This is a genomic window from Aureispira anguillae (assembly GCF_026000115.1).
GTDB classification, from domain to species: Bacteria; Bacteroidota; Bacteroidia; order Chitinophagales; family Saprospiraceae; genus Aureispira; species Aureispira anguillae.
The window spans coordinates 5,356,221-5,380,669 of sequence record NZ_AP026867.1 but is presented as its reverse complement, the minus strand read 5'-3'; the positions used below and the strand labels follow the sequence as shown (position 1 = coordinate 5,380,669).

General features: G+C 36.7%; 19 protein-coding genes. 10 read left to right on the top strand and 9 right to left on the bottom strand.

Annotation, left to right across the window (positions count from 1 at the left end; genetic code table 11):
- Window positions 1-31: 31 nt before the first annotated feature.
- The 4 genes from AsAng_RS21110 to AsAng_RS21095 all read left to right on the top strand — a co-directional run bounded on the left by AsAng_RS21110 (window position 32) and on the right by AsAng_RS21095 (window position 4,529).
- The gene (locus tag AsAng_RS21110) at window positions 32-1,252 is read left to right on the top strand and encodes an ABC transporter permease (protein WP_264789080.1); all 1,221 of its coding nucleotides are present in this window, start codon (window positions 32-34) and stop codon (window positions 1,250-1,252) included.
- Between the two features lie 91 nt (window positions 1,253-1,343).
- Window positions 1,344-2,561 carry an ABC transporter permease gene (locus AsAng_RS21105; RefSeq protein ID WP_264789079.1) on the top strand — a complete coding sequence of 406 codons (1,218 nt, stop codon included), beginning with the start codon at window positions 1,344-1,346 and terminating at the stop codon, window positions 2,559-2,561.
- A 19-nt stretch (window positions 2,562-2,580) separates the two neighbouring features.
- Entirely contained in the window at window positions 2,581-3,270 is a 690-nt protein-coding gene (locus tag AsAng_RS21100) for an ABC transporter ATP-binding protein (protein ID WP_264789078.1), read from the top strand.
- Window positions 3,271-3,290: 20 nt separating this feature from the next.
- Window positions 3,291-4,529, top strand: coding sequence for a hypothetical protein (locus tag AsAng_RS21095; RefSeq protein WP_264789076.1), 1,239 nt, complete (start codon window positions 3,291-3,293; stop codon window positions 4,527-4,529).
- A gap of 1 nt (window position 4,530) precedes the next feature.
- On the opposite strand, the gene AsAng_RS21090 is transcribed toward AsAng_RS21095, so the two are convergent.
- Both AsAng_RS21090 and AsAng_RS21085 read right to left on the bottom strand, forming a co-directional pair.
- Window positions 4,531-4,962: a hypothetical protein gene (locus AsAng_RS21090; RefSeq protein ID WP_264789075.1), complete on the bottom strand. Its 432-nt coding sequence runs from the start codon at window positions 4,960-4,962 to the stop codon at window positions 4,531-4,533.
- Window positions 4,963-5,189: 227 nt separating this feature from the next.
- Window positions 5,190-6,107, bottom strand: a complete 918-nt coding sequence (locus AsAng_RS21085) for a DMT family transporter (RefSeq protein ID WP_264789074.1) — start codon at window positions 6,105-6,107, stop codon at window positions 5,190-5,192.
- 264 nt (window positions 6,108-6,371) lie between these two features.
- On the opposite strand from AsAng_RS21085, the gene map reads away from it, so the two are divergent.
- From map to AsAng_RS21070, 3 genes are all read left to right on the top strand, one after another.
- Window positions 6,372-7,172, top strand: a complete 801-nt coding sequence (map, locus tag AsAng_RS21080) for a type I methionyl aminopeptidase (protein ID WP_264789073.1) — start codon at window positions 6,372-6,374, stop codon at window positions 7,170-7,172.
- A 200-nt stretch (window positions 7,173-7,372) separates the two neighbouring features.
- Window positions 7,373-8,938 carry an LptF/LptG family permease gene (locus tag AsAng_RS21075; RefSeq protein ID WP_264789072.1) on the top strand — a complete coding sequence of 522 codons (1,566 nt, stop codon included), beginning with the start codon at window positions 7,373-7,375 and terminating at the stop codon, window positions 8,936-8,938.
- A 153-nt stretch (window positions 8,939-9,091) separates the two neighbouring features.
- Window positions 9,092-9,814 (top strand): phosphatase PAP2 family protein, encoded by a 723-nt coding sequence (locus tag AsAng_RS21070; RefSeq protein WP_264789071.1) that lies wholly within the window; start codon window positions 9,092-9,094, stop codon window positions 9,812-9,814.
- Between the two features lie 6 nt (window positions 9,815-9,820).
- On the opposite strand, the gene AsAng_RS21065 is transcribed toward AsAng_RS21070, so the two are convergent.
- The 5 genes from AsAng_RS21065 to AsAng_RS21045 all read right to left on the bottom strand — a co-directional run bounded on the left by AsAng_RS21065 (window position 9,821) and on the right by AsAng_RS21045 (window position 18,696).
- The gene (locus AsAng_RS21065; protein ID WP_264789069.1) at window positions 9,821-10,366 is read right to left on the bottom strand and encodes a GNAT family N-acetyltransferase; all 546 of its coding nucleotides are present in this window, start codon (window positions 10,364-10,366) and stop codon (window positions 9,821-9,823) included.
- A 5-nt stretch (window positions 10,367-10,371) separates the two neighbouring features.
- Window positions 10,372-10,923: a hypothetical protein gene (locus AsAng_RS21060; protein WP_264789068.1), complete on the bottom strand. Its 552-nt coding sequence runs from the start codon at window positions 10,921-10,923 to the stop codon at window positions 10,372-10,374.
- A gap of 106 nt (window positions 10,924-11,029) precedes the next feature.
- Entirely contained in the window at window positions 11,030-12,160 is a 1,131-nt protein-coding gene (locus AsAng_RS21055) for a hypothetical protein (protein WP_264789067.1), read from the bottom strand.
- Between the two features lie 222 nt (window positions 12,161-12,382).
- Complete coding sequence (locus tag AsAng_RS21050) at window positions 12,383-17,185, bottom strand: fibronectin type III domain-containing protein (protein ID WP_264789066.1); 4,803 nt, start codon at window positions 17,183-17,185, stop codon at window positions 12,383-12,385.
- Between the two features lie 521 nt (window positions 17,186-17,706).
- A complete protein-coding gene (locus AsAng_RS21045) occupies window positions 17,707-18,696 on the bottom strand; it encodes an SPFH domain-containing protein (RefSeq protein ID WP_264789065.1) in 990 nt (329 codons plus the stop codon).
- A gap of 172 nt (window positions 18,697-18,868) precedes the next feature.
- Between AsAng_RS21045 and AsAng_RS21040 the strand changes: the two genes are divergently transcribed.
- Window positions 18,869-19,168 carry a c-type cytochrome gene (locus AsAng_RS21040; protein ID WP_264789064.1) on the top strand — a complete coding sequence of 100 codons (300 nt, stop codon included), beginning with the start codon at window positions 18,869-18,871 and terminating at the stop codon, window positions 19,166-19,168.
- A 156-nt stretch (window positions 19,169-19,324) separates the two neighbouring features.
- Window positions 19,325-19,945 carry a polysaccharide deacetylase family protein gene (locus AsAng_RS21035; RefSeq protein ID WP_264789063.1) on the top strand — a complete coding sequence of 207 codons (621 nt, stop codon included), beginning with the start codon at window positions 19,325-19,327 and terminating at the stop codon, window positions 19,943-19,945.
- A gap of 1 nt (window position 19,946) precedes the next feature.
- Here AsAng_RS21035 and AsAng_RS21030 read toward each other — a convergent pair whose 3' ends face one another.
- Window positions 19,947-21,236 (bottom strand): hypothetical protein, encoded by a 1,290-nt coding sequence (locus AsAng_RS21030; protein ID WP_264789062.1) that lies wholly within the window; start codon window positions 21,234-21,236, stop codon window positions 19,947-19,949.
- A gap of 264 nt (window positions 21,237-21,500) precedes the next feature.
- Between AsAng_RS21030 and AsAng_RS21025 the strand changes: the two genes are divergently transcribed.
- Window positions 21,501-22,631, top strand: coding sequence for a glycosyltransferase family 4 protein (locus tag AsAng_RS21025; protein WP_264789061.1), 1,131 nt, complete (start codon window positions 21,501-21,503; stop codon window positions 22,629-22,631).
- Here AsAng_RS21025 and AsAng_RS21020 read toward each other — a convergent pair.
- Window positions 22,628-24,370 carry a BRCT domain-containing protein gene (locus AsAng_RS21020; RefSeq protein ID WP_264789059.1) on the bottom strand — a complete coding sequence of 581 codons (1,743 nt, stop codon included), beginning with the start codon at window positions 24,368-24,370 and terminating at the stop codon, window positions 22,628-22,630. The genes AsAng_RS21025 and AsAng_RS21020 overlap by 4 nt on opposite strands.
- Window positions 24,371-24,449 lie beyond the last annotated feature (79 nt).

The window sequence follows — 24,449 nt, the reverse complement described above, 5'->3', positions numbered from 1 at the left end:
AAAACATCAATGAACGACTAATCTGATAAAAATGATATTAAAAATAGCATGGCGAAATATTTGGCGAAACAAACGCCGAACAGCAATTACTGCTGCATCTATTTTCTTTGCGGTTTTATTGGCTGTTGCCACCAACTCTATGAACAGAGGAATCTTTGACAAAATGATTAATGATTCCGTAAGTTTTTATAGCGGCTTTGCCCAAGTGGTTCAGAAAGGGTATTGGGACGATCGTTCCTTGGATCATTCTTTTGAGTTGACGGCTTCTTTAAGAACTCAACTAATGGAGACCAAAGGGATTAATGAGGTCGTTCCTCGTTTAGAGTCATTTGCCTTAGCTTCTTTTGGTAAAATTACTAAAAGTGCTATGGTTATTGGAATAGACCCAACCAAAGAGGATGATTTGACGGGGCTAAAAAAACGAGTAAAACAAGGAGAATATCTTAATCTTGAAGATCAAGCAGTTTTGATTAGTGAGGGCTTGGCTGAAAAATTAAAATTGACGATTAGCGATACTATTGTTTTGATAAGTCAAGGTTATAGAGGGGTGAATGCCGCAGGTAAATATCCTATTAAGGGGATTGTTTCCTTTGGATCTCCAGACCTAAATTCCAAAATGATTTATATGCCTTTGGCGGCCGCACAGTGGTTTTATGGCACCAATCAAATGATTACCTCAGCCGTTCTAACGATTGATAATCGAACCATCGCCGATAAGGTCTTAAAGGAACTAACCCATACAATTGATACGGCAGTTACTTATGAAATTATGGGCTGGAAGGAGATGATGCCCGATTTAATGGAAATGAAAGACCTGAAAGAAAGTAGTAATATGATTACGGTTTTTATCCTTTATTTTATTGTTTCTTTTGGCATTTTCGGAACCATTCTAATGATGACTAAAGAGCGACAGTATGAGTTTGGAATTTTGCTTTCTATAGGCATGAAAAGGAGCCAATTGGCTCTAACTACTTGGATGGAAACGCTCTTGTTGGGCTTTTTAGGGGCTATGTTAGGAATCGTTATTTCCTACGGCTTGATGTATTATTTGTCGGTTAATCCTATTGTTGTAACAGGTGATATGGCAGAGACTTATGCCAAGTTTGGAATCGAGGCCAAACTACCCGCTTCAGTAGACCTCGATCTTTTTTATATGCAGGGAATTATTGTTATGATAATAACGACTGTATTGGCCTTATATCCCTGTCTCAAAATATGGAGAATGAAGCCTATTGATGCAATGAGAGCTTAATCCTATAATTGGCAGAAGGTACACCGTTGTTTTTTGCCAAGGATTGTTTCCTACTTAGCTGAAATCTATAACATAATTAACTATAATGAACATGATATTAAAAATAGCATGGCGAAATATTTGGCGGAACAAAATCCGAAGTTTTACGGTAATGGGTTCTGTTATTGTTGGGGTGTGGGCGCTTATCTTTTTTCTAGCTTTTACGGCAGGCTTTATTGATTCGTATATTAACGGAGCGATTGAAAATGAAATATCACACCTTCAACTTCACAATCCTGATTTTAAGGAAGAAAAAGAGGTACAGTACACCTTAAAAAATGTTGAAAAAATCAGTCAAGAAATAGCAGCCAATCCATCGGTTGCTGTTTATACAACACGTTCCCTCAACAATGGAATGTTGGCAACCGCAAAAGGATCTAGAGGGGTACAGATTAGAGGGGTATTGCCCCAGCAAGAAGCTGCTTTAACAAAATTGGATCAAAAAATTGTAGAGGGCAAATACTTTGAAAAAAGCAAAAAGAAAAATCCGATTATTGTCAGCAAGCGATTGGCTAAAAAACTAAAACTTCGATTGAAATCTAAAGTAGTCTTAACATTTCAAGAAGCAAATGGTGAATTAACTTCTGCTGCCTTCAAAATTATTGGATTGTATGAAACAGGGAATGCAATTTTTGAAGAAGTGAATGTTTTTGTACAACAAAAGGATCTAAGCCGTTTGTTGGGCAGCGAAGAAATGATTCATGAGGTAGCTCTAATGCTGCATGATATAGATCAGTTGGATTCAACAAAATCAATTTTAGCCGCTAATTTTCCAGAGGCATTGGTGGAAAACTATAAGGAAATTTCTCCAGATGTCAATCTTTATGAATCTCAAATGTCGGTCTCTACTTATGTGATAACCGTGATTGTGATGTTAGCACTTATTTTTGGTATTATCAATACTATGCTAATGGCTGTGTTAGAGCGCAGCAAGGAGTTAGGCGTGTTGATGGCGGTAGGAATGAAGCGTTGGCAACTATTTATGATGATTATTATAGAAACACTTTGTTTGGGATTGATTGCAGCACCTATTGGTTTGTTGTTAGGCTATTTGACCGTAACGTATTATGGTGCTGTAGGGATTGATCTAAGTGCTTATTCGGAGGGAATGGATAAATTTGGATTGAGTGATCGAGTTTATACTACTTTGGATCTAGCTTCATTTGTAACCGTGACTGTTTCTGTTGCGATTACAGCCATTCTTGCTGCGCTATACCCTGCGCTGAAGGCAACCCGCCTAAATCCAGTGGAAGCAATGCGTAAAATTTAATTAAAAAATACCATTTAAAATGAAAAATGTAATAACAGTAAAAGGGCTGACTAAGGTTTATAATCCTGATACGATTCCTGTTCATGCATTGAGAGGGGTAGATTTAGAGATTGGACAGGGCGAATTTACAGCGTTGGTTGGTCCTTCAGGGTCTGGTAAAACTACCTTGTTGAATACCATTGGTGGGCTGGATACTGCAACCAGTGGAAGTGTAATCATTAATGATCAAGATATTGCTAGCCTATCCGACTCTGCGATGATTGAATTTCGCAAACAAAATATTGGCTTTGTTTTTCAGGCTTATAATTTAATTCCTGTTTTGACGGCTAAGGAAAATGTAGAATTTGTGATGTTATTACAAGGGCGATCTCAAGCAGAACGAGATGTTAGGGTGAAGGAATTGCTTAGTGCTGTTGGTCTAGAAGAACAGATCGATAGACGCCCTTCGCAATTATCAGGAGGACAACAGCAACGGGTGGCGGTTGCTCGTGCATTAGCTTCCAAACCTATGTTTGTCTTGGCCGATGAACCTACGGCAAATTTGGATTCTAAATCGACAACAGATTTGTTGGATATTATGGCTAGGTTAAACAAAGAAGAAAATATTACTTTTTTATTTTCTACGCATGATCAACGTGTAATTGACCGTGCTAGGCGAGTCGTTACCTTGGAGGATGGAGCCATTATTTCAGACCAAAAGTTCGCCTAAAAACTCCCTAATTTACAAGCATGATTTACTCATTTATTATTGGTGTATTGTTGGTGTTATTGCCTATTGGTGCAATGAGCCAAGATACGACAGCAGCTACTGTTAAATTACCAATTAAAGAAAAAAAGAAAAAAAAGAAAGACCCTAATGCACCCAAAAATTGGGAACTAAATGGTTATGTCAAATATCTAACTTCTGTCTATTTTGTACATCAACCGACCAAGATAATGTTGCAAGATAATTTGGTGCACAATCGACTTAATTTTAAATGGTTTGCCAGCGATGCCATTACGCTAAAAGCAGAATTAAGAACGAGGCTTTTTTTTGGCGAATACACCAAGTTGAGGCCTAATTATGGCAAAGCAATTGTAACCGCTGATAGTGCCAAAAATGGTTATTACGATTATCTTTCTTGGGCTTTGTTGGACGAACGAGGTGCTGTAATTCACAGTACTTTAGATCGCTTGTATTTGCAATATTCTAAAGGAAATTGGGACATTCGCTTAGGAAGGCAACGAATTAATTGGGGAATTAATACCATTTGGAATCCCAATGATATTTTTAATGCTTATTCTTTTACGGATTTTGATTATGAAGAACGACCAGGGAGTGATGCCTTGAGAATACAGTATTTTACAGGAGTGGCTTCAAGCATCGAATTTGCTGCTAAAGCGTTTACACGCTGGGAAAATGCAACCGCTGCCTTTCTTTGGAAAACCAATAAGTGGGAGTATGATTTTCAGGTGTTGGCAGGAATTGTTGGACAGGATGTTGTTGTTGGTGGTGGTTGGGCAGGAAATATCAAAGGAGCTGGTTTTAAGGGAGAGTTGGCTTATTTTTACAATTTTGGAGATACAACCAGCAATCGACATAGTTTTACAGGAACTTTGAGCGTCGATTATATTTTTAAAACAAAGACCTATCTAGTTGCGGGGCTTATGTATAATATGAATGGTTCCACCACCGCTAATAGCAATGAACTGTTTGCTTATAGACCTTCTGCTAAAAATCTATATCCTTATCGGTATGCTGTTTTCTTGACCTTTTCTCAGCCTATCAAAGAAATTTTTAACCTAGGGCTCACAGCAATTTATAGCCCAGGCGAAAGCCACTCTTTGTTTCTCAGTCCTAATTTTGCTTATACGATTAATGAAAAATGGGACTTATCGTTGGTGGGGCAAATTTCATTCAATCAGTCTGGAAATTATTATGTCAGCCCTGTTCAAGTTGTCTTTTTAAGGATTAAGTTTAGTTTTTAACTTAGGTAGTCTGCTGCTCGTAACTTGCCCAATTGTCAAAAACAGAGATGTTATAATCTATATGAGTAAAAGCTTTGGTTAGGTTCCAATTATTGTCTGAATCAATGAGAATTTTTTTTACTTCCTTTTCTGGATCTTGCAGATGTAAATAAACTTTTGAGCTGATATTGAGTTCTAAAGGCGTACTCAGACCAACTAATGACCATTTGTTGATGGGGAAAAAAGCTCGTCGTCTAAATCTTGTATCCCAAACAGAATAGTCGTACAGCATTATTTTTTTTAGGTTAGAACTTCTAATGAAATTTTCTGTTTCCATCTTTTTGATCCACATGTGTACATTTGGATTAAGTGTTGGGCGAGGAGCATTCCAACTGGTTTTTTGGATGACATTCCATTCATTGGATAAGCCAATCCACCATACAGATTTGGACATATTGAATTGTTATAGCTATAAAATGATTAGAGCGCATCTAAGTTTTGTTACGGTGTAGTACATATATTCTCTACCCAATGATTTTTGTGAAAATTAAAATTGGGGCAGCTTTTATCTATTTTTAGATCATTTTGCTCTAAGAGTGAAACAATCTAGCGTCTAATAGATGGCTAGAAAAGCCCATTCTGTTAAATTTTAAAAACCATCGTGTAGAGTAGTAAATATAATTATTTTTTTTTCATTGCAAAAAATGCAACAGCTAGAATTAGCCCTCCACCCAATAGTACATTGGCATGAGGCGTTTCTCCAAGGAATAACCAAGCTAATAGAATTCCATAAACAGGTTCCAAATTGGTAATTAGGCTTGCTGTTTGTGCCTTGATGCCATTCATACTATTGATGAACATGGTGTGAGCAATTCCTGTGAAAATAACTCCCAATAAGACCAAATAAAACCAGTCTTTTGAGCTTCCTGCTAATACGTCGGCACTAAAAAAAGGCAATAAAATTAAAGCGGCAACACCATTTTGATAAAAAGACACACAGTTGCTAGAGTAGCCATTAATCATTAGTTGACTAATTAGGGTTAAAATAGCAAAGGAGGCACCTGATGCTACTCCCCACAGAGCACCTTGTGTATGTTGGTGTTCAAATGAAAAAGAAGGCATGACTAATAAGATCCCCCCAAAGGCAATAACGGCTAAAACTAAATCCGAAAATAATAAGCGCTCTTTATTAAACCAAGGGGCAAATAAGATGGTAAAAATTGGAAAAGTTGAAAAAGTAAGTACTCCAATTGTAACGCTAGATCGTTGAATAGCCTCAAAAAAAGCAATCCAATGGAAAGCAAGTATACTGCCTAGTATTCCAAAAAACAGCAGATCCTTGACCGTTTTAGGTCTAAATTGCTCAAAGAGAGCTGTTTTAGGTTTAGCAAAAGAATCAAGAGGGAGCGTAGCTCGTTTTTGATTTTGGTAAAGGGTATAAATTGGGCTAACCCCAAGTATAAAAATGGCGCCCAATAAGGCACGTCCCAATACAATACCGCCTGAGGATAACTGAATTAATTTGCCAAATAAGCCAACTGCACCAAATAGTAATACTGCTAGATGTACCTGAAAATAATACTTATACGATTGATTCATAGTTCTAATGCTAAATTTTCTAACTAGAGCAAAAGCAAATAAAAGAACTATTCTTTTAGAATATAGTGTATCTCGCCAAAAAGTTATGGTTGTTTTAAGTATTCAGAGCATTAATTGTGATAGAAATTACTAGTACCTCTTTGGGTTTAGCCCGTAACCGCAGCATTTTAATAAAATAATACATTAAATCTTTACTATTCTTTTTGGATTGCGTATTTTTGTCGTTTAAGTTCTTTAGACTTTTTACTAGATTATAAAAAGAAGATGGCGAATACACCAATTATATACAAAACAAGGGAAGAAATAGAATTGATGCGGCAGAGCGCTCAACTCGTATCTAAAACATTAGGGTTGGTTGCAGAACATATTGAACCAGGAGTAACGACATTAGAGTTGGATAAACTTGCGGAAGAGTTTATTCGGGATAATGGAGGCGTACCTGGCTTTTTGGGCTTGTATGATTTTCCCAATACACTTTGTATGTCTCCCAATGCACAAGTAGTCCATGGAATTCCTACCGATATTCCTTTAGAAAGTGGGGATATTATTTCGGTAGATTGTGGGGTCTTGATGAACGGCTTTTATGGCGATCATGCTTATACCTTTGCCGTAGGAGAAGTAGATCCCAAAATAGAAAAGCTATTGGAGGTGACTAAAAAAAGTCTTTATTTAGGAATAGAACAATGTTGTGTTGGAAATCGTATTGGTGATATAGGTTTTGCCATTCAAAACTATACAGAAAAGCACGGTTATGGCGTGGTCAAAGAGCTAGTTGGACATGGTTTGGGGCGTACGATGCACGAAGAACCACAGGTGCCCAATTATGGTCGTAGAGGTAGAGGAAAAATGTTGAAAAACGGAATGGTTTTGGCAATTGAGCCCATGATTAATATGGGAACGGCTAAAATTAAGCAGTTGTCCGATGGTTGGACGATTCTAACAAGGGATGGCAAGCCTTCTGCTCATTTTGAGCACGATGTAGCTATTGTAGACGGTAAGCCAGATATCCTTTCTACATTTGATTATATTGATGCTGCTTTGGCAAAGAAAAAGGTACAGGCATAGTTTTAAGTAGTTGGGTATTTGACCGAACTACTGTTTTAACAAAAGCCTATGTTAATGATAAAAAAATGCAAAAGCCATTTAGACAATCGTTGTTTAAGTGGCTTTTATATATATTGGGTGTTGTTTATTCATCAAAAAAGCCCTTTTGGGAGTTCATCGTAAAAGGGACACTTTTATATTTTTAATCCAGAGATTTTATTTTGAAAAAAATTGATCAATTAATAGTACGAAGCTTTTTGCCCCCTCTAATAATTTGGACATTGGTGGCGATGTTTATTTTCAATATGCAGTTTCTTTGGAAATATATTGATGATATAATAGGAAAGGGGCTTGATTTGTCTATTATTTTTGAACTTTTGTTCTACCAGTCTTTGGCAATGATTCCGAGAGCGATGGTTTTTGGTGTATTGATTGCTTCTGTCATGACTTTGGGAAATTTAGCAGAACATTATGAACTGGTGACGATGAAATCAGCAGGTTTGTCGCTGTTCCGAGTAATGTTGCCGCTTATCTTTTTTGCCTTTACGTTGGCTGGGGTTTCGTTTCTGTTTTCGGATCAATTAATCCCTGTAACGGCTCTGAAATTTAAATCAACGCTTTATGATATTAGAAAGCAAAAGCCAGCATTGTCTTTTAATGAAGGACAATTCAACGACGATTTTCAGAGCGTTTCCATTTTTGTAGGAAAAAAGGCTCAGAGCGGAAAAGCATTGGAGGAGGTAAAGATATATGACCACACAATGACCGTTGGTTATAAAGGGCAAATCAATGCAAAAAAAGGAAGCCTGTTTTATGCTCGTGATACCCTTGATACGACTATAAAAGTTTCTGAAAAGGATAGTATTGTTCAAAAAGATACTACAATACATCGAAGTTTTTTGGTTGTGAAGCTAGAGAAAGGAACACGTTATGAAGAACTAAATCCAGAGCCCGATCGACCACATGCTTATCCTCATGTTGAGATGAACTTTGATACGTATACTACGTTATTTGATATGAGTGAGTTTGAATTTAATGAAACCAATGAAGATTTATTCAAAGGGCATTATAGTTTGTTAACGACAAAACAGTTGTTAAAGGCGAGAGATTCATTGTACAAAAAACGTGTTGAGCGTTATGTGATGCTTAAGCGAAATGCAGATGCCATGTTTCAATTTAGACGAGAAGGCTTGGCAGAGTTTGACTGTGATACCGTAGAAATAATTCCTACTCGGCATGCGAAACATTATTATGCTCCCATGGTTGTTAATGCTCCTAAAGTAGTTGTAGACAGTTCCATTCAGCATTTTTATGAGTTAATTCCAACCGAAAAACGGGATTATATCTACCAACGTGCCGTTGGTTTTTGTCAAAATATAAAAGATCAGGCAAATGGAGTGCAAAAATATTGCAAGACCAATCAACGAGTACATGCTGAACATGAAAACGAAATCTATCAAAAAATTTCATTTGCTTTAGCTTGTTTGCTCTTTCTTTTTATAGGGGCACCAATGGGAGCGATTATCAGAAAAGGAGGTTTTGGCTGGCCAATATTGGTAGCGTTTATCTTTTTTATGGCATTTTTTGTGTTATTTTTAGTAGGAGAACGATTAGCGACCAGTTTGTCTGTTCCGTGTTGGGTGGGATCATGGCTCCCTAATTTGGTTTTGTTGCCTTTTGGAATTCTGTTGACTCACAAAGCATTGTATGATTCTAGGATTATTAACACAGATAGAATTCTAGTGCTTTTTAGAGCCTTAAAGTCCTTATTTCGCTCCTCATCTTAAACGATTGATTAAAAAGTTATAGTTCTTCGACAAAGAATGTGACAAACTCTAATAAGGGGTAAGCTTTTTACTACTTTAGCTTTGTTACTAGAGGGCACTGTGGTTACAGCGTGATAGAGTTGTCAAAGAACGAAAATTATAAAAACCCTAGGAATGACTAAGAAAGAACAAGAAGAAATAACCTTGAGTAAAGCGGATGCTTCTCTTCAACGTAAGATTGATCATTTTGTCTTAGAAAATCGTGTTTATATTGGTGGCTTTTTGCTGTTGTGGGGAATGGCTTGTTTTTTATTGATGGGATTGGTAAATAAGGGGGAAATTATACTTTATTTTGCTGGAAATAGAAGTGAGGCACAGAATCTATTTTTTATGTTTTGCACCTATATTGGAGAGGGCTATGTTTATGTATTAGCAACTATTGCATTGGTTTTTGTGGGCTATTCTCGCAGTTTAGCGATTTGTGTTAATGCCTTATTGGTATTGGGAGTTAGTCAAGTTTTAAAAACATTTTTTAAGCATGAACGCCCATATCGCTATTTTAATAATTTATTGGAACAGCCAGAGTTGCCGAATTATGTTCCAGATGTTGTTTTATTAGATGGTTGGACGACTAGTTTTCCTTCTGGGCATACCACTTCTTCTTTTGCTTTTTATACCTTGTTAGCCTTTTTTATTCCCAATAAATGGATCAAATTACTCTGCTTGGTTTTAGCCTTTTTAGTCGGATTATCTCGAATGTATTTGGTGCAACATTTTCTCAAAGATGTAACAACGGGAATGTTAACGGGCTTTCTAATTGCTGTAGTTGTTTATTGGGCACATGAGTTACTTTCGCCAGAATTTAAAAGCAAAAAATTTGAATTTAAAAAGGGTTAAGATTATTTATTCTGGCAAATCTATCTCTTCTAAAAATCCCAATAAATCTAACCTGTCATAATGGACTTCCATCCATTTTTTTCGATGCATTTCAAAGTGAAGAATATCTCCTTCTTGACTGTTGAATAGAAAACCTAATCGAACAGCCACGGCTTGACTCGCTTGATTATTCATTTGGCAATCAATGCACAAAGTCTGAATCGGAAAATGCACAAAAGTCTTAGAAATAAGCAATTGACAAGCCCTTGTAGCGAATCCTTTTCCTCTATAGGTTTTCCCTAGCCAATAAGACAAGGCTACCCGTTGTTGTTGAATGCATCCACTGTGCAAAGCGATTAAACCTATTAGGGCGTTAGTCGTCCACATTTCATAAATATGCGCAGCTAAATAAAAATCTACCTGCGCATTTTTGTTAATGTAGTGCTGAGCATCTTCTATCGTTCTAATCTCTTTCAAATGCGGCATCCAGTATTCTAGTTCTTGACGATTTTCTTGAACTAAACGTAACCATTTAGAAGCGTTCTGAGGTTTTGCTTTTTGGAGATAGAGCATAGCCACTATTGGTCTTTTTTCTGGTCACTTTCGCTATAAATATCATAGGAAGTTTGGTTGGTTATATTGGCCACTTTATTGGCTGCCAATGCCCATGCGGCACCATTTTTAAATTTTGAAAGATCATCTTTATGGACAGGACAGTTATCTAGAAGATAAGAAGCTACATGACCGCAGTTCCATTTCAGAAGGATGTATTTTTTTTCATCAAAACCTTTTCGAGTGTCTTTCATTGCACTCCAGTATGCTTGTAGCTTTTTTCTTTCACCAACTATAACCGTAAATTCATTGTTCCATTCTTCTTTGGGATCTTTGATGCCTTGCCCCTCATTGGGATCAAATGAAAGACTATCCACGAGTTTTTTATTTTCAAAATATCCCAAATAGACATGGGTAGCTACCTCTACAATTAGATTAATATTACTAGAAACAGGTCGTCTTAATACTTTTATTTCATCATATTTCAGGTCTCTTAAGCCATTATTTATTATTTCCTGCATCTCTTTTTCTTGCGTCTCTAGACTTTTTCCCCAAATAAATTCTTTGATTGATTCCATTTTTATGTTTTTAATATAACACGGTACATGCTATAGGAGTAGTTAAAATTTTATTGCTTGTTGTTAGGCTAAAAAAAGCCTAGGAGTTCTTTGAAAAAATAGGCTGTTATGTCGATAATTGATCCAATAACTTTTGAGCGGCTACAAAATCGCCAGCCTCTATTTTCTCATTAATCAATTTTTTTGCTTTAGAAAAAGCAGCATATCGACTTCGCTCTTTTTTCCATCCATCTTTAATTGAATCAACCTTTTCCTCAAATAATTTTAGCTCCTTAGGGAAAGTGGATTTATTTTTGGCAAATTCTTTCCATTTTTTTAGCTGTTCCTCCATATTAGAAATATTGCTATCAATGACACTAGGATCGATCAAATTTCCTTTTTCAAGGTTGGATACAAACTGTTGCAAGTTGCCCAATGCTTTGGTATAGATGCGTTCCTCTTCTGCTTGCATTGCATTTTGGTCTTGCGTTTTTCCTGTTTTGGCTGCTTGGCGTTTCTCAAAAAAAGCATTCCATTTTTGGTAAATTTTTTGCCAAGTTTCACTTGTTTTGTCTAGTACTAATTGTTCAGCTTGGGGGGCAATATCTGTGGTCCAAGACGCACATAAATGCTTGATTCGCTTTAGTATTTGGTTTTGTTTAACGAGCAGTGGCATTTTTTCTTCTTCTGTTTTAACCTTGCTAATGGACTGTTTTATCTTTTCTATGGCTAAATGATACTTTTGTAAATCAGTGCCAATGGTTTGTAAAATTTCCTTTGCAGATTGCTCTACCTCATCCAAAGTCGTCGTTTCACTAGTGGACGTTTCTACGGTATTTAAATCGCTAACTACTTCTAAAAATGTTTTAGGTTTAAAGGATTTGAAAACCTTTTTAAGCGGCTTTAGTAGTGTGTCTTGTGTTAATTTTCCCTTTTCAGGACAGAGTGCAATTTGTACATCAGCTCCAACTTTGACTAATTTGCAAGTACCATAAGAATAAGCTTTCAAATCTATTTTTTTGTCTGCTTTTAGATCTTTTTCCCATGTATTTTTTTGGCCTAGATAAAGTAAAGGTTGATCTTCACTAGGACTGTCTCCTCCCCATGTCAAATGCTGACCGCTAACCAAGACATAGTCACAAAGACCTTTGGCTTTGGGATCTTTTAAGACCGCAATTATTTCTTTCTTTAGTAAGGATTGATAACCACTGTATTTTGTATTCTTGATCGCATCCAATTTTCCTAATTTTGCTTTCATATTTTAGTCTTTTTGGGGTGAAAAATAATAAGGCTAAAATGTTATTTTAATGGCAGCTTTCAAAGGGTATAAATACCTGTTTTTATGAAACAGGTATTTATCTAATGGATCGAAAGAAAAGCGACTTCCCCAAAATAAGAAATCGACATTGAATTGCTTCAATGCCGATTTCTGGATAAGAACTAGTGTTTTATAGTTCTAAACGCTTAGGTATAGCTATATTTATTGTTTGCTTACAATAAGCTTTCTAGTTACTTGTTCTTGTCCAATGTTAAATTGAACCATATAAATACCAGAAGCCAAAGCAGCAGTATTTAGCTCTACGGTTTCAGATTGTACCGTACCCAAGTTTTTGCTTTCAACAACTTGACCAATAGAATTGATGATGTTGATTTGAACCTCAGCTTGTTCTACCAAATCCAACGCTACAAATGCATTATGAGTAGTTGGATTAGGGAATAAGTTAAGGCTAGAAAGGTTAGCAATGGTTTGAACACCAATGAAGTTAATAACCACAGAAGAAGTGTCTGTACAACCATTGGCATCTGTAATTGTCACAACATAAGTACCATTATGTACCAAAGCAGTAGCCGTATCAGTAGTTTGGTTACCAGCAGCAGCATCCCAAGCAAAGGTATAAGAAGGCGTTCCTCCTGTACCAACAGCAACAGCTGTACCATCTCCATTGTCTACGATTGATGCGTTAAGAGCAGTTGGTTCTGTTAGTGTAACACTAGCAGTATCTGTACAACCAATAGAATCGGTAACAATAACAGTATAAGCACCAGCAGGCAAGTTAGGTACAACAGCCGTTGTTGCATTACCTGCATTTGCATCCCATGCATAGTTATAAGCACCAATACCATTAGATGCCATCGCTGTAACTTCTCCTGTAGAATCATTGTTACACAAAATCGTAGCCGTTACACTTGCAGCAGCAGCAGTGTTTGATATAGAAACAGTCATAGCCAACGTATCATTTGTTGCATCAACATCTCCATTCAATGCAGTAGTAACTTGAACAACGGCAACCGTTGTAGAAACAGAGATAGGACCAACAGTGATGGTATCAGACGCATTTCCATTCAACATTAAGATGGTATCCATAACCAATGGAATACCATTAGCAGTGATGGTGTAAGGAATGCTATCGGTATTGTTAGCAGTCATATTGGTAATGATAACAGAACCAGAAACAGTTGCTACATTACAATAAGTAGAATCTAAGTTCAAGAAAGCTGTTACCGCTACATCTTCAACATAAGGAACAACAGAAGCTATTCCACAAGGGAACAACTGATAGCCTTCTGTGTGTGGATTAGAAGAATCAAATTGACCACCCCATCCTGAAATATGGAAAATTCCTGTTGGTGCTGGTTGAGCATACAAGTTGGTCGCATTGTCAACACGTACTAAAATGGTATCGGTACCATTGGTAACATCTACATTAAATCCAGAACCAGAACCAGTCCATTGTGCAGGATCTACTAACCATGCATTTTGGAAGTCTACAAATTTGTTTTCTGTTGCTTCGCTCAACTGACTAACAGTAGTTGGCATTACTAGTGGGTTTCCTGAAGAAACAACAACAATGCTGTCAGGATCAAATTGCAAGTGCCCATTAAATTGACTAACGGTTCCCCATACTTCTAAAGAATCACCTTCTGTAACAGCATAACCGTTTACATCAGCAAAGTCAAATACTTTGATACCAGTATTGTTATATTCAGCAAGGAAGAACTCTAGTCCAGTACCTGCTCTAAAATCAATACAGTGTACAACTCCTCTAATTCTAGCAATTACGCCTAAAGAATCTGCAACACCATTGGTATCAACCGAATTGATTTGGTCGATGTGGTAATAAGGAGGAGGAGGACATTGAACAACATCTGAAATATTCAAGTTGTAAGCCCCTTCGTTACTACTGTATCCTTCTACCAAAATAAAGATGGTATCACCAGGGTTGATAGCCGATGAAGCGGTAACATCAATTACAACCTCAGATCGAGTACTACAATTGTCATCATTGAAAAAGATCTGAGTAGTCGTATCGCTTGCAAAAATACGTAGGTAAGTATCAAAAGCAGAACCACACAAAGAAACGGTCAAAGAATCAGTACATGGAGCAAGAATGTATTGATACCAAACATCTGCACTGGCATTTCCTCTAGAATCCATATAACAAGAATCTGTTTTACCTGTTGTGCTGTATGGAAGGCTAGTTACCATAATCGCATCGTCAGGAGTATCACCAGGAACTAAAGCACAAGGAGTAGCAAAGTTAAATGGTCCAACCCAAGCACTAGAATCACCAGCACCACAAATTGCTCTTACATAAAAGCTATAGTTGGTATTAGAAGCTAGAGCGGTAATGTTCTCAGGGTTGTTTCCAGTAACAACAGCAGTACCAGAACCTTGCGCAAAGCCTTGTGTACCATATTCTACTTGCCAAGAAGTAGCGGTACCATTTTCTGTCCAACCTAAATCAGCAGAAGTAGGAGTAATATTCGTTGCTGTTAAAGCAGAAGGGAATGGACAGTTTGCTAGTGTAGTAAAGTTAAATGGTCCTACCCACAAACTAGAGTCACCACCACCACAAATTGCTCTAACATAAAAATCATAAGAAGTATTATCGGTTAGACCCGTCAAGCTATGTGGGTTGGTTGCTGTAACAACAGCAGTACCAGAACCTTGAGCAAAACCTTGAGCACCATATTCTACCTGCCAAGAAGTAGCGGCACCATTTTCTGTCCAATTTAAATCTACAGTAGTTTGAAGCAAGTTGGCAATACCTAAAGCAGATGGAGCAATACAGAACTGAGGACAACCTCCATTGTTCATACTCACTTCATCAATTAGAATATCATTGTTATAAGCATCACCTGTAGAATTGGTATTGATAATAAATCTTACTTGCGTATTACCTGTAACTGTATAGCTAGAAAGATCATAGCTAAGTGGAGCCCATGCTGGACCTAAGTTTTGTTGGAACGTAGCCAATAGATTCCAAGCAGCACCATCAAAGAATTCGATCATAATGGTGTTGTTGCCTGCATCATTGATGTTGTTACTAAACAAACCAAAGCACAAGTGTGGTGTAGCTAGCCCCGAAATATCAATCAGAGGAGTTGTTAAGGTATCAAATGTTCCAGTAGCACCAGAACCGTCAACCCATGCATAGTTGGTACCTCCACCAGCGGTATAATCACCAGCAACAGCAGCACCATAAGCAGCACTTGTATTAAAGATATAAGCGTCGTTTCCTCTGTCTGTCCAACAGTTGGGCAAACCACCACTAAATGATTCAGTCCATGGGGCAACAATAGCACCACAAGCCGTTTGGAAGTTAAATGGACCAGCCCAAGCACTAGAATCACCAGCACCACAAATCGCTCTAACATAAAATTGATAGTCGCTGCTAGGCATCAAACCTGTTTGGTTATGAGGGTTGCTTCCAGCAAGAGCAGTAGTACCTGTACCTTGTGTAAAGCCTAATGCACCATATTCAATTTGCCAAGAAGTAGCCGTACCATTTTCCGTCCAAGCTAAATCAGCAGTAGTCGTAGTGATATTAGAAGCTGTTAAAGCAGAAGGAGCAGCACAGCTAGCAAGGTTTGTAACTAAAAAGTTATCGATATAAACATTATTGTCTTCGTTAGAAACTGAAGAAGCAGCATAAAAACCAAATTTAACAACACCTGTATAAGCAGATAAGTTGATGACGATGTGGTCACCAGTAGTACTAGGCTCACCACCTGCTAACCAATGTTGTAGGATGTTTGCTTTTTCCCAAGTAGCTCCATTATCAGTAGAAATAACAACTGCAATGGTATCATCAGCCCCTAAGGTACCAGCAGCTGTACTATTCCAATGGGTTAATGCAATATCAAATTCCAATTGATAAGAAGTTGCAGCAGTTCCCAAATCAATGCTAGGGCTAATCAACCACTCATCTCTAGTCGTGCTGTATATTTCCATTCTAGCAGCACCAGTTGTACCTGCATTACTGAAACCGTCATTGGTCCAACTAGAAGTTGTACCCGTTAACGTTGTACTAGTGGCAAGTCTTCCTTGAGCTTCTGACCAACAAGCATCTAAGAACGTAGTAAAGTCTTCAGAATAAGTAGGTGTATAAGATGTTGGACATGGTGTTGTAAGAACAAAAGGTCCTACCCAAGCACTAGAGTCGCCAGCACCACAAATCGCTCTAACATAAAAGTCATAAGAGGTGTTAGCGCTTAAAGCTGCAATGCTCTCAGGATTGTTACTAGTTACGGCAGCAGTACCAGAACCTTGAGTAAAACCTTGTGCACCATATTCTACTTCCCAAGAAGTAGCGGTACCATTTTCTGTCCAAGAAAAATCAACCGAGGTAGAAGTAATATTGGTAGCCGTTAGAGCAGAAGGAGCAGCACAGCTAGCAAGATTTGTTACGACAAAGTTGTCAATAAAAACATCGTTATCTGCATTAGTAGAAGAAGAAGCAGTATAGAAACCAATTTTAACAAGCCCTGTATAAGCGGCTAGATTAATTACAATACGCTCACCAGTATGACTTGGTTCAGAACCTGCTAACCAATGTTGTAGGATATTTGCCTTTTCCCAAGTAGCTCCATTATCGGTAGAGATAACAACAGCGATGGTATCGTCAGCACCTAGTGTTGTTACGGAGGTATTGTTCCAATCTGTTAAAGCAATATCAAATTCTAATTGATAAGAAGTAGCGGCTGTACCAAGATCAATACTTGGGCTAAGCAACCATTCATCGGCAGAAGTGCCATATAGATTGATTTTTGCAGCACCAGTTGATCCTGAATTGGCAAAACCATCAGAAGTCCAGCTAGAACTAGTACCTGATAAGCTTGTGCTAGTCGCTAATCTTCCTTGAGCTTCTGACCAACAAGGATCTAGGAATGTGGTAAAATCTTCGGAATAGGTAGGGGTGACAGGCCCAGGGCAGGGCTGCGCATAAGAAAGCGTACTCAGGAGAAAATACGCTAAAAAAAACATTAAAATTTCTTTCATGTAATTAAAGTAAATTAGTGATAAATAGATTGAAAAATTATTTTTTAGGACAAACAAAATTAACAACTTCTGTGCAGAAGTTCAATCTAAAAATGTAAATATGACAAAGCAAAAAAGGCTCTAAACTTGATTTTTAAAGGGATTGGGTTGATAATGAAAGGGTTGCTTGTTTGTCATTAAGGAGTAATAATATTTCGACAATAATTAAAAAACAATAAACTGTGACAGGGAATTTTTTTGTTTTTTTTGGCTAGTACTTAATGTAAATACTAATATTTTGTTTTTTTTTATGTAAAGACTTGTGTAAACTACAGCATTTAGTTTAGGAGTATTTAATCAGAAAGATACTTCATCGCTTTATTGTATCTAAATAGTCATCTAATAGTAAGGGTATTGTGATTTTTTAAATTTTTCATTTTTAAGCGTGAATAGGAGGGGAGGAGGAGAGAGCGTCAAAAAAAAAGAGGATATTGCAACAGTCGTTACAATATCCTCTTCAATACTTTAGGAGGCAATTGAGATTATAAGCCGTCCGAAATATTTTTATCAATATCTAAAATTGATTGCTCTTTTTGCGCAAAAGTCTTTTGAGACGTAGGAATTTTTGTACGCTCCTTACTGAGTCTGTTAATCTCATCGGCCATAAGGTTTCCTTCCATTAATTGCTGCTGCAAGTTTTGCAGATTACCTGGAGAATAAGGAACGATGATAGAGCTGTTTTTCTCTCCGATTTCCTTGATGGTATCATAGTGTTGGGTGAGCAATACAAATTGCATGATTTCGATAGGAGAAACATCGTTTAAAGTGTTGCTAAAGTCCTCTACAGAGTCTGCAAAACCTTTAATAATAGCTAAACGTTGATCTGCTACCCCCTCTCCCTGCAAACGTTTGGATTCTTTATCAGCTTCTGCATCTTTGATTTTTGCAATTTTACGACCTTCTGCATCTTCAGAGATGGCCTCTTTGTTACGTTTAGCAGCATTAATACGGTTCATAGACTCTTTTACTAAAGCATCAGGGTCAATATCTGTAATCAGGGTTTGTACAATGCTATAACCATATTTTTCCATGTGCTCAGAAAGTTCGGTTTTTACGGCAGTCGCAATATCATCCTTACGAGCAAATACATCGTCTAATTCTAGTTTAGGAACTTCTGCACGAACGGTATCAAAAATGTAAGACGAAATTTGGCTATATGGGTCGTCCAATTCATAAAATGCTTCTCTTACTTTGCTTTTCATAATTTGAACATGAACAGAAACTTGTAACTTAACAAATACATCATCCTTTGTTTTGGTTTCAATGTGAATATCTAACTGTTGAACTTTTAAGTTAACAGTACCAGCAATATTTTCTAGCAGAGGAACACAGAAATTGATTCCTGGATGTAAAATTCGATTAAAGCTACCTAGGCGCTGTACTATTTTTGCTGATTTTTCTTGAACTACCTTGACCGTAGAGAAGAAAAAGAAAAGAAAAATAATGAGCATGGCAATGAAGAATACTGACATAAGTATAGTGTTGTTTGAGAGTGGTTATTAATTAAGATTAACCTGGAAAATATCCAGCCTTTTTGATATTTTTGTACTTAGATATCGATGAATATTGAATCATTGTTGGTATACCTAATATAATAAATAATGTGGAACAGAGGATAAGAGTTCCCGCATAATCATAAAAAAGATGAGAATCATAAGCGTTTTAGTTATATTAAGTTTTTTTTTATGGAACTGCACTTCTTGCGAGAGTAGTCCAAAAGAAGTTTCGGGAGTAGAAATTTATAAAACACGCTGCTTAGTTTGTCATGGAACAGATGGAAAAATGGGAATGAATGGAGCAAAAGATTTGTCTTCTTCTCCATTAAATGTTGCACAACGAATAGAAGTAGTGACCAATGGAAAGAATATTATGCCCAAGTTCAAGGGAATCATGTCTGAAGAAGAGATTAAAGCCGTGGTTGAGTTTACTATGACTTTAAAATAAAATTAGGGTATTTAGATCTTATGCGATTAGTTGCGTTGCTACTATGTGAGCCATTGGTTTTCCCACAAAGTAATGTAATTCTTTAGTTGGGAATTAATAGGGGATTGCTATAATGTGGCAATTTTATAAAGAAATGAATCAAATTATTGTACCCAAATGTATTATCCTGTCTATACTTCTAAATGGATTCAATGGTTGTTTCCGAGTTATCTATGGAGAATGGAAGCAACAACTTCCAAAAAGCTTTTTATTACGTTTGATGATGGTCCAATTCCTATGATAACGCCTTGGGTATTGGAAGAATTAAGACGTTATAATGCTAAAGCAACGTTTTTTTGTGTTGGGGCAAATGTTCAAAAAAATCCCATGATTTACCAACAGTTATTAACAGAAGGGCATAGCGTTGGCAATCATACCTTTAATCATTTAAATGGCTGGACATGTTCTAAAAAAAAATATTTAGAGAATGTTGCTCGTTGCCAAGATGAAATCCAAACGAATTTATTTCGTCCTCCATACGGGCGGCTTAGTTGGAGACAAGCAAGGGCTTTAAAAAAGCAGTATAAAATTGTTATGTGGGATGTCATCGCAGGCGATTTTGACCCTAATATTTCGGGAGAAGATTGTTGGCAAAATATCCTTAAGCATGCTTCCAATGGATCTGTTATTGTACTGCACGATAGTAAAAAAGCTTGGGAACGCCTAAGGTATGTATTGCCCAAATTATTAGCTTATTATAACGAAAGGGGCTTTGTCTTTGAGGCAATTCCCCAGTAAATTAAGGAAGGGCTGCTTTGGTCGGTTTGCGAACTTTGTCTAACAGTAGAATCATAGCAATATAATAAAAAGGCAAACAGGGGATTTTATATCGGGCTAAAGCTCCAAAATTGAAGGAAGTAAATCCTACTGCAAATGCAAAAATAATAGCAAAAATAAGACAGAATAGTATGACGGGGTCGCTTAGAATTGAAATTAAAGTCTTAGAGATTCCCACTTTAAAAAAGACATAGACCGTTAGCCCCAAGGTAAATAAAGCCTCGGCAGCCGAAGGAAGTACAATTATTTTTGTGGCTTCCCATGGATAGGGGCGAAACAAAGCTACATTAACGGCTTTGGGAAAGGTGCTAATGAGCCCCCAAAAGGAGGGATCTAAGGTTCCTAAATCATAACCTGTACCATTGTCTCGTTCGGTACTCAATTTTAACCACCATTGCATTTTTGCAGCTTCCTCCATAAATCCTTCAAAGGTATATTCTGAAAATACAGCTCCTAATTGTTGTATAGCCACAGCGCCCCCTAAGGTGCCTATTCCAAAGAATAGAGGAGTGGCAAGTTTTCGTAAATTATCGTTTTTAATACGCTCTTTAAACATAAAAAAGATCCAAACAACAGTTGCTGGAAAAATGGCGGCAAGTACATAAACCTTGATATTCTTCATCAAATAAATGCCCATTATAATAAAGAAAATAGAACGCAGGATCTTTTTTCTCTTGCTGATGATGCTATAATAAATGCCATTTACAAAAAATCCTAGTGCCCCAATTACAATAGAATCTTTCATAATTCCAGTACTCCAAAACCACATAGAAGGCAAGAATAAAACAGCCAATGCTAGTGGCCAATGCAAATGTGGGCTTATATCATAAAAGACCCGATACAAGGCCCAACAGCCTAAAAAACTAAAAACAGTTAAAGCAAAGGAAGTACCAATATAAGAACCCAAGCCTATGGGGCTAACAATACCTGCTAGTCGAATAACCATGGCTTCTTTGGGGTGCATAAAGAAACCTCGTAACGTAACGGAATTATAGGTGTTAAGGGACCATTTGTGATAATCTACAGCTAAAATTTCATAAGCTGTTTGAGGGCTGTTAAGCAAGGCGTTATAAATGTCTCTAGCACCAAAAAAATAAAAAAAAGTGTCGCCATATCCATAATAATATTGATACATTAAGGCCGTCAAAACAGCTCCTAATAGACGCAAGCCTAAAGCGGGTAAAAAATATTTCTTTAGGATACTATTTTTGTATTTTCTATTTCTGTAGAAATAAAAAATTAGAAACCACATTATTAAAAAGAAGGGTAATAATATGAAGTCTTTCGTAAAAAGTATTTGCCACACAAGTAAAAACATACTGGATAAAGCTGTATTTTGTGTCCGAAGGTTTGTAGAATGTTAAGCCACAAAGATAAGTAAATATTATCCACTAAACATTAACTTTTAGAAGTTCATCAATTTTTTAAATTTTTGGCAAAAACTAAAAAAGAACTAAAAAGATTTAACCTCAATCATTATAATGCATTTTAGTTGGCATTTACAACAAAAAAACAAATGAGTCTAGGGACAAAGAAACTGAAAATTGGTATCGTGCTTAATACCGCTTGGAATATTTATAATTTTAGATTGGGATTGGTCAAAGCATTTTTAGCGGCAGGGCATGAAGTTTTTGCCATAGCTCCAGTTGATGATTTTGTAGAAAAAATCAAAGCCACAGGCTGCCACTTTGTTCCTATTGTACATTTGAGCAGAAAGGGAGTAAATCCTGTACAAGATTTAAAATTTACTTATGAATTGTACAAAATTTATAAAAATAAGCAACTGGATCTTGTCTTGCAGTATACTATAAAACCTAATATTTATGGTTGCTTTGCTGCAAGGATGGCAAAAGTTAAGACGATTTCAACAGTAACTGGATTGGGCTATAGTTTTTTGACAGAGGGAATTGTTAACAAAGTCGTCAAAAAGTTATACAAGACTGCATTTAAATCTGCTAATTGCGTCGCTTTTCAAAACCAAGACGATCAAGCTTTATTTGAGCGATTGGGGCTTTGTCCTGCAACAAAAACAGCTTTGATTAAAGGTTCTGGAATTAATACTTCTTATTTTAAACCCTTGCCCAAAACAAAAGAAACAACCAAGCTAGTTTATTTATTTGTTGGGCGTTTGTTGTACGACAAAGGAGTGAGAGAGTTGTTTGAGGCTGCCCAACAAGTCAAAAAGAAATATGCTGCCGTAGAAATTTGGGTAGTAGGAGGAATAGACGAAGGAAACCCCTCGGCAGTAGATCGAAAATTAGTAGAAGAACAGCATAGTAATGGGATCATCAACTATTTAGGTTTATCTTCTGATGTGCGATCGATTATGCAGAATGCCGATGTTGTTTTACTGCCATCTTATCGAGAGGGACTTCCACGAGTTATGCTAGAAAGTTTGGCAATGGGCAAACCTGTTATTACTACGCAAACAGCAGGCTGTCGAGAAACGGTTGTCGAAGGAGAAAATGGGTACCTAGTTCCAATCAAAAATGCCGAAGCTTTAGCCGATGCCATGATTAAAATGTATCAATTGAGTGACGAACAACGACAAAAAATGGGAGCAAATGGTCGTCAAATGGCCTTGAAGGAATTTGACGAACAAGCTATTATTGCACGTTATTTTGAAGAAATCAACCAGCTATTCTAAAATTGAATTTGGATTTGAGGTAGCCGCTCTTCTATTTTTTGAAGCAATTGATGGTTGTCTCGTAGGTTATAATTGTCTGTTAGGATCAATTGCTCTAAGTTGGTTAACTTAGTAAGTAATTTGAAAGAAATGGTATGCAATTGATGATTATGAGACAAATCTAATACCGTCAAGTTCTCTAATTCAAAAACAGCTGGAGGAACACTTGTTAAGCCAATATGAGCAAGAGATAGCTTATTGTTCTGAACCAGTTGTTGTAATAGGGAAGTGCTTTTTTCTAGCGGTAGTGCCGTTAGAAGGTAGGTAATTCCTTTTTGATACCTATTATAAGCGTGCCAAGCAATTTTTAGGCAATCTAACTCAGTTTGTTTTTCTAATCTTTTGAGTTTGCGCTTAAGGCTGATTTCAGAACTGTATTTAGAAAAAAGATACTCATCTTTTTTTAATCGATCCACTAACTGAATGGAGCCATATTGACGAAATAGTCGTTGCGTTTCTCGTTGGATAGCAAGGTTTTCTGTTTGTTGGTGAGCGATGAATAACTCTGTTAACAATACTTTGGGAAAACCTCCTTGCTTGAATAATTCTAATGCGAGTAAAATATTTTCGTCTTGACCACTCAAAAGCAATTGCGCAACCTGTTCTGTTTGCGCTGTATTTTCGTCTGAATCATCGACTAGGTACTGTTCTGAATGTTGATTGATGAAAGCTAGAACATATTGCTCAGATAAGATGGGAATATTTTTTAGCAATGCTTTTTCGTAAGCAGCATTTGATAATTGCCCAAGTAATAAATGGGTGGTTTGCTCAGTAATTTTAGCACTGTACTTGATGTTTAATGCTTTTAATTTTTTTTGCAACTCCTTTTTATTAATTCCCAGTTTTCCCGCAACAGCAATGACGGCATTTTCTTTTAATGGAGTCAGAGGATTTTTTCCCCATCTATTGTTGTAATATTCTAAGGCTTTGAGTCGAATGGTTTCTAATAACTTAACATCCGTAACTTTTAAGATTTGTTCCTTGGTTGCCAAACGATCTAATTTGGATGCATTATCTGCCAATAAGTTCATTAAAATAACCCTAAATGACCAGTCAAAATTATTTTTTCGACAGATGTTTAATAGGTTATAAAAGTATTTTTTCTCTAAAACAGAGTGACTATAGAGGTAAGGGATTTGTTCACAAAAAGCAGGATGTTTTTTTATTAACTGATTGTAGTGCTTTTTGGGTAAGGCTAAAATCTGTAAGTTCTTGTGTTTGGTAAGTTCAACAGGAAAAGTAGCTAATTTGGCATTTAGTAGGTTGAGGTATTTTAAGGTTTTTATATCGTTTAACAGAAGCCACCCTTGAAAATTTTTGTCAAATTTAGTATGGTTGAGATCTAGTTCTTCGAGGAGCGGAAGTTCCACTAAAGAACTTGGAAAGTTGGCAATAAAATGCTCTTGTAACCCTAAGGTTTTCAAATTTTTTAGTTGACCAATAGAAGGCAAAATTTGATCAAAATCAACCCCCTTGAACACTAAGGTGTGCAATTTGGGAAGTTGGAGAATGGCTTTCGGAATGGTTACATTAAAATAACTTTCTAAAAAATAGAGCTCTTCTAGATTCGTACACTTGCTAATTAAATTGCCGAAACGATTCGATTTATAATAACTGTTTGTGCGGATACAAACGATTTCTTCATAATCTTCAATGGTTTCTAAGTCATCAATGCTATATAATGTGATTCGCTGCTTCATGTATGAGAAATAAAAGCTCTTTTTCAAAAAAAAGTGCCGAAACCCCATAGAGTCTCGGCACTTAACCAATTTAGTTATA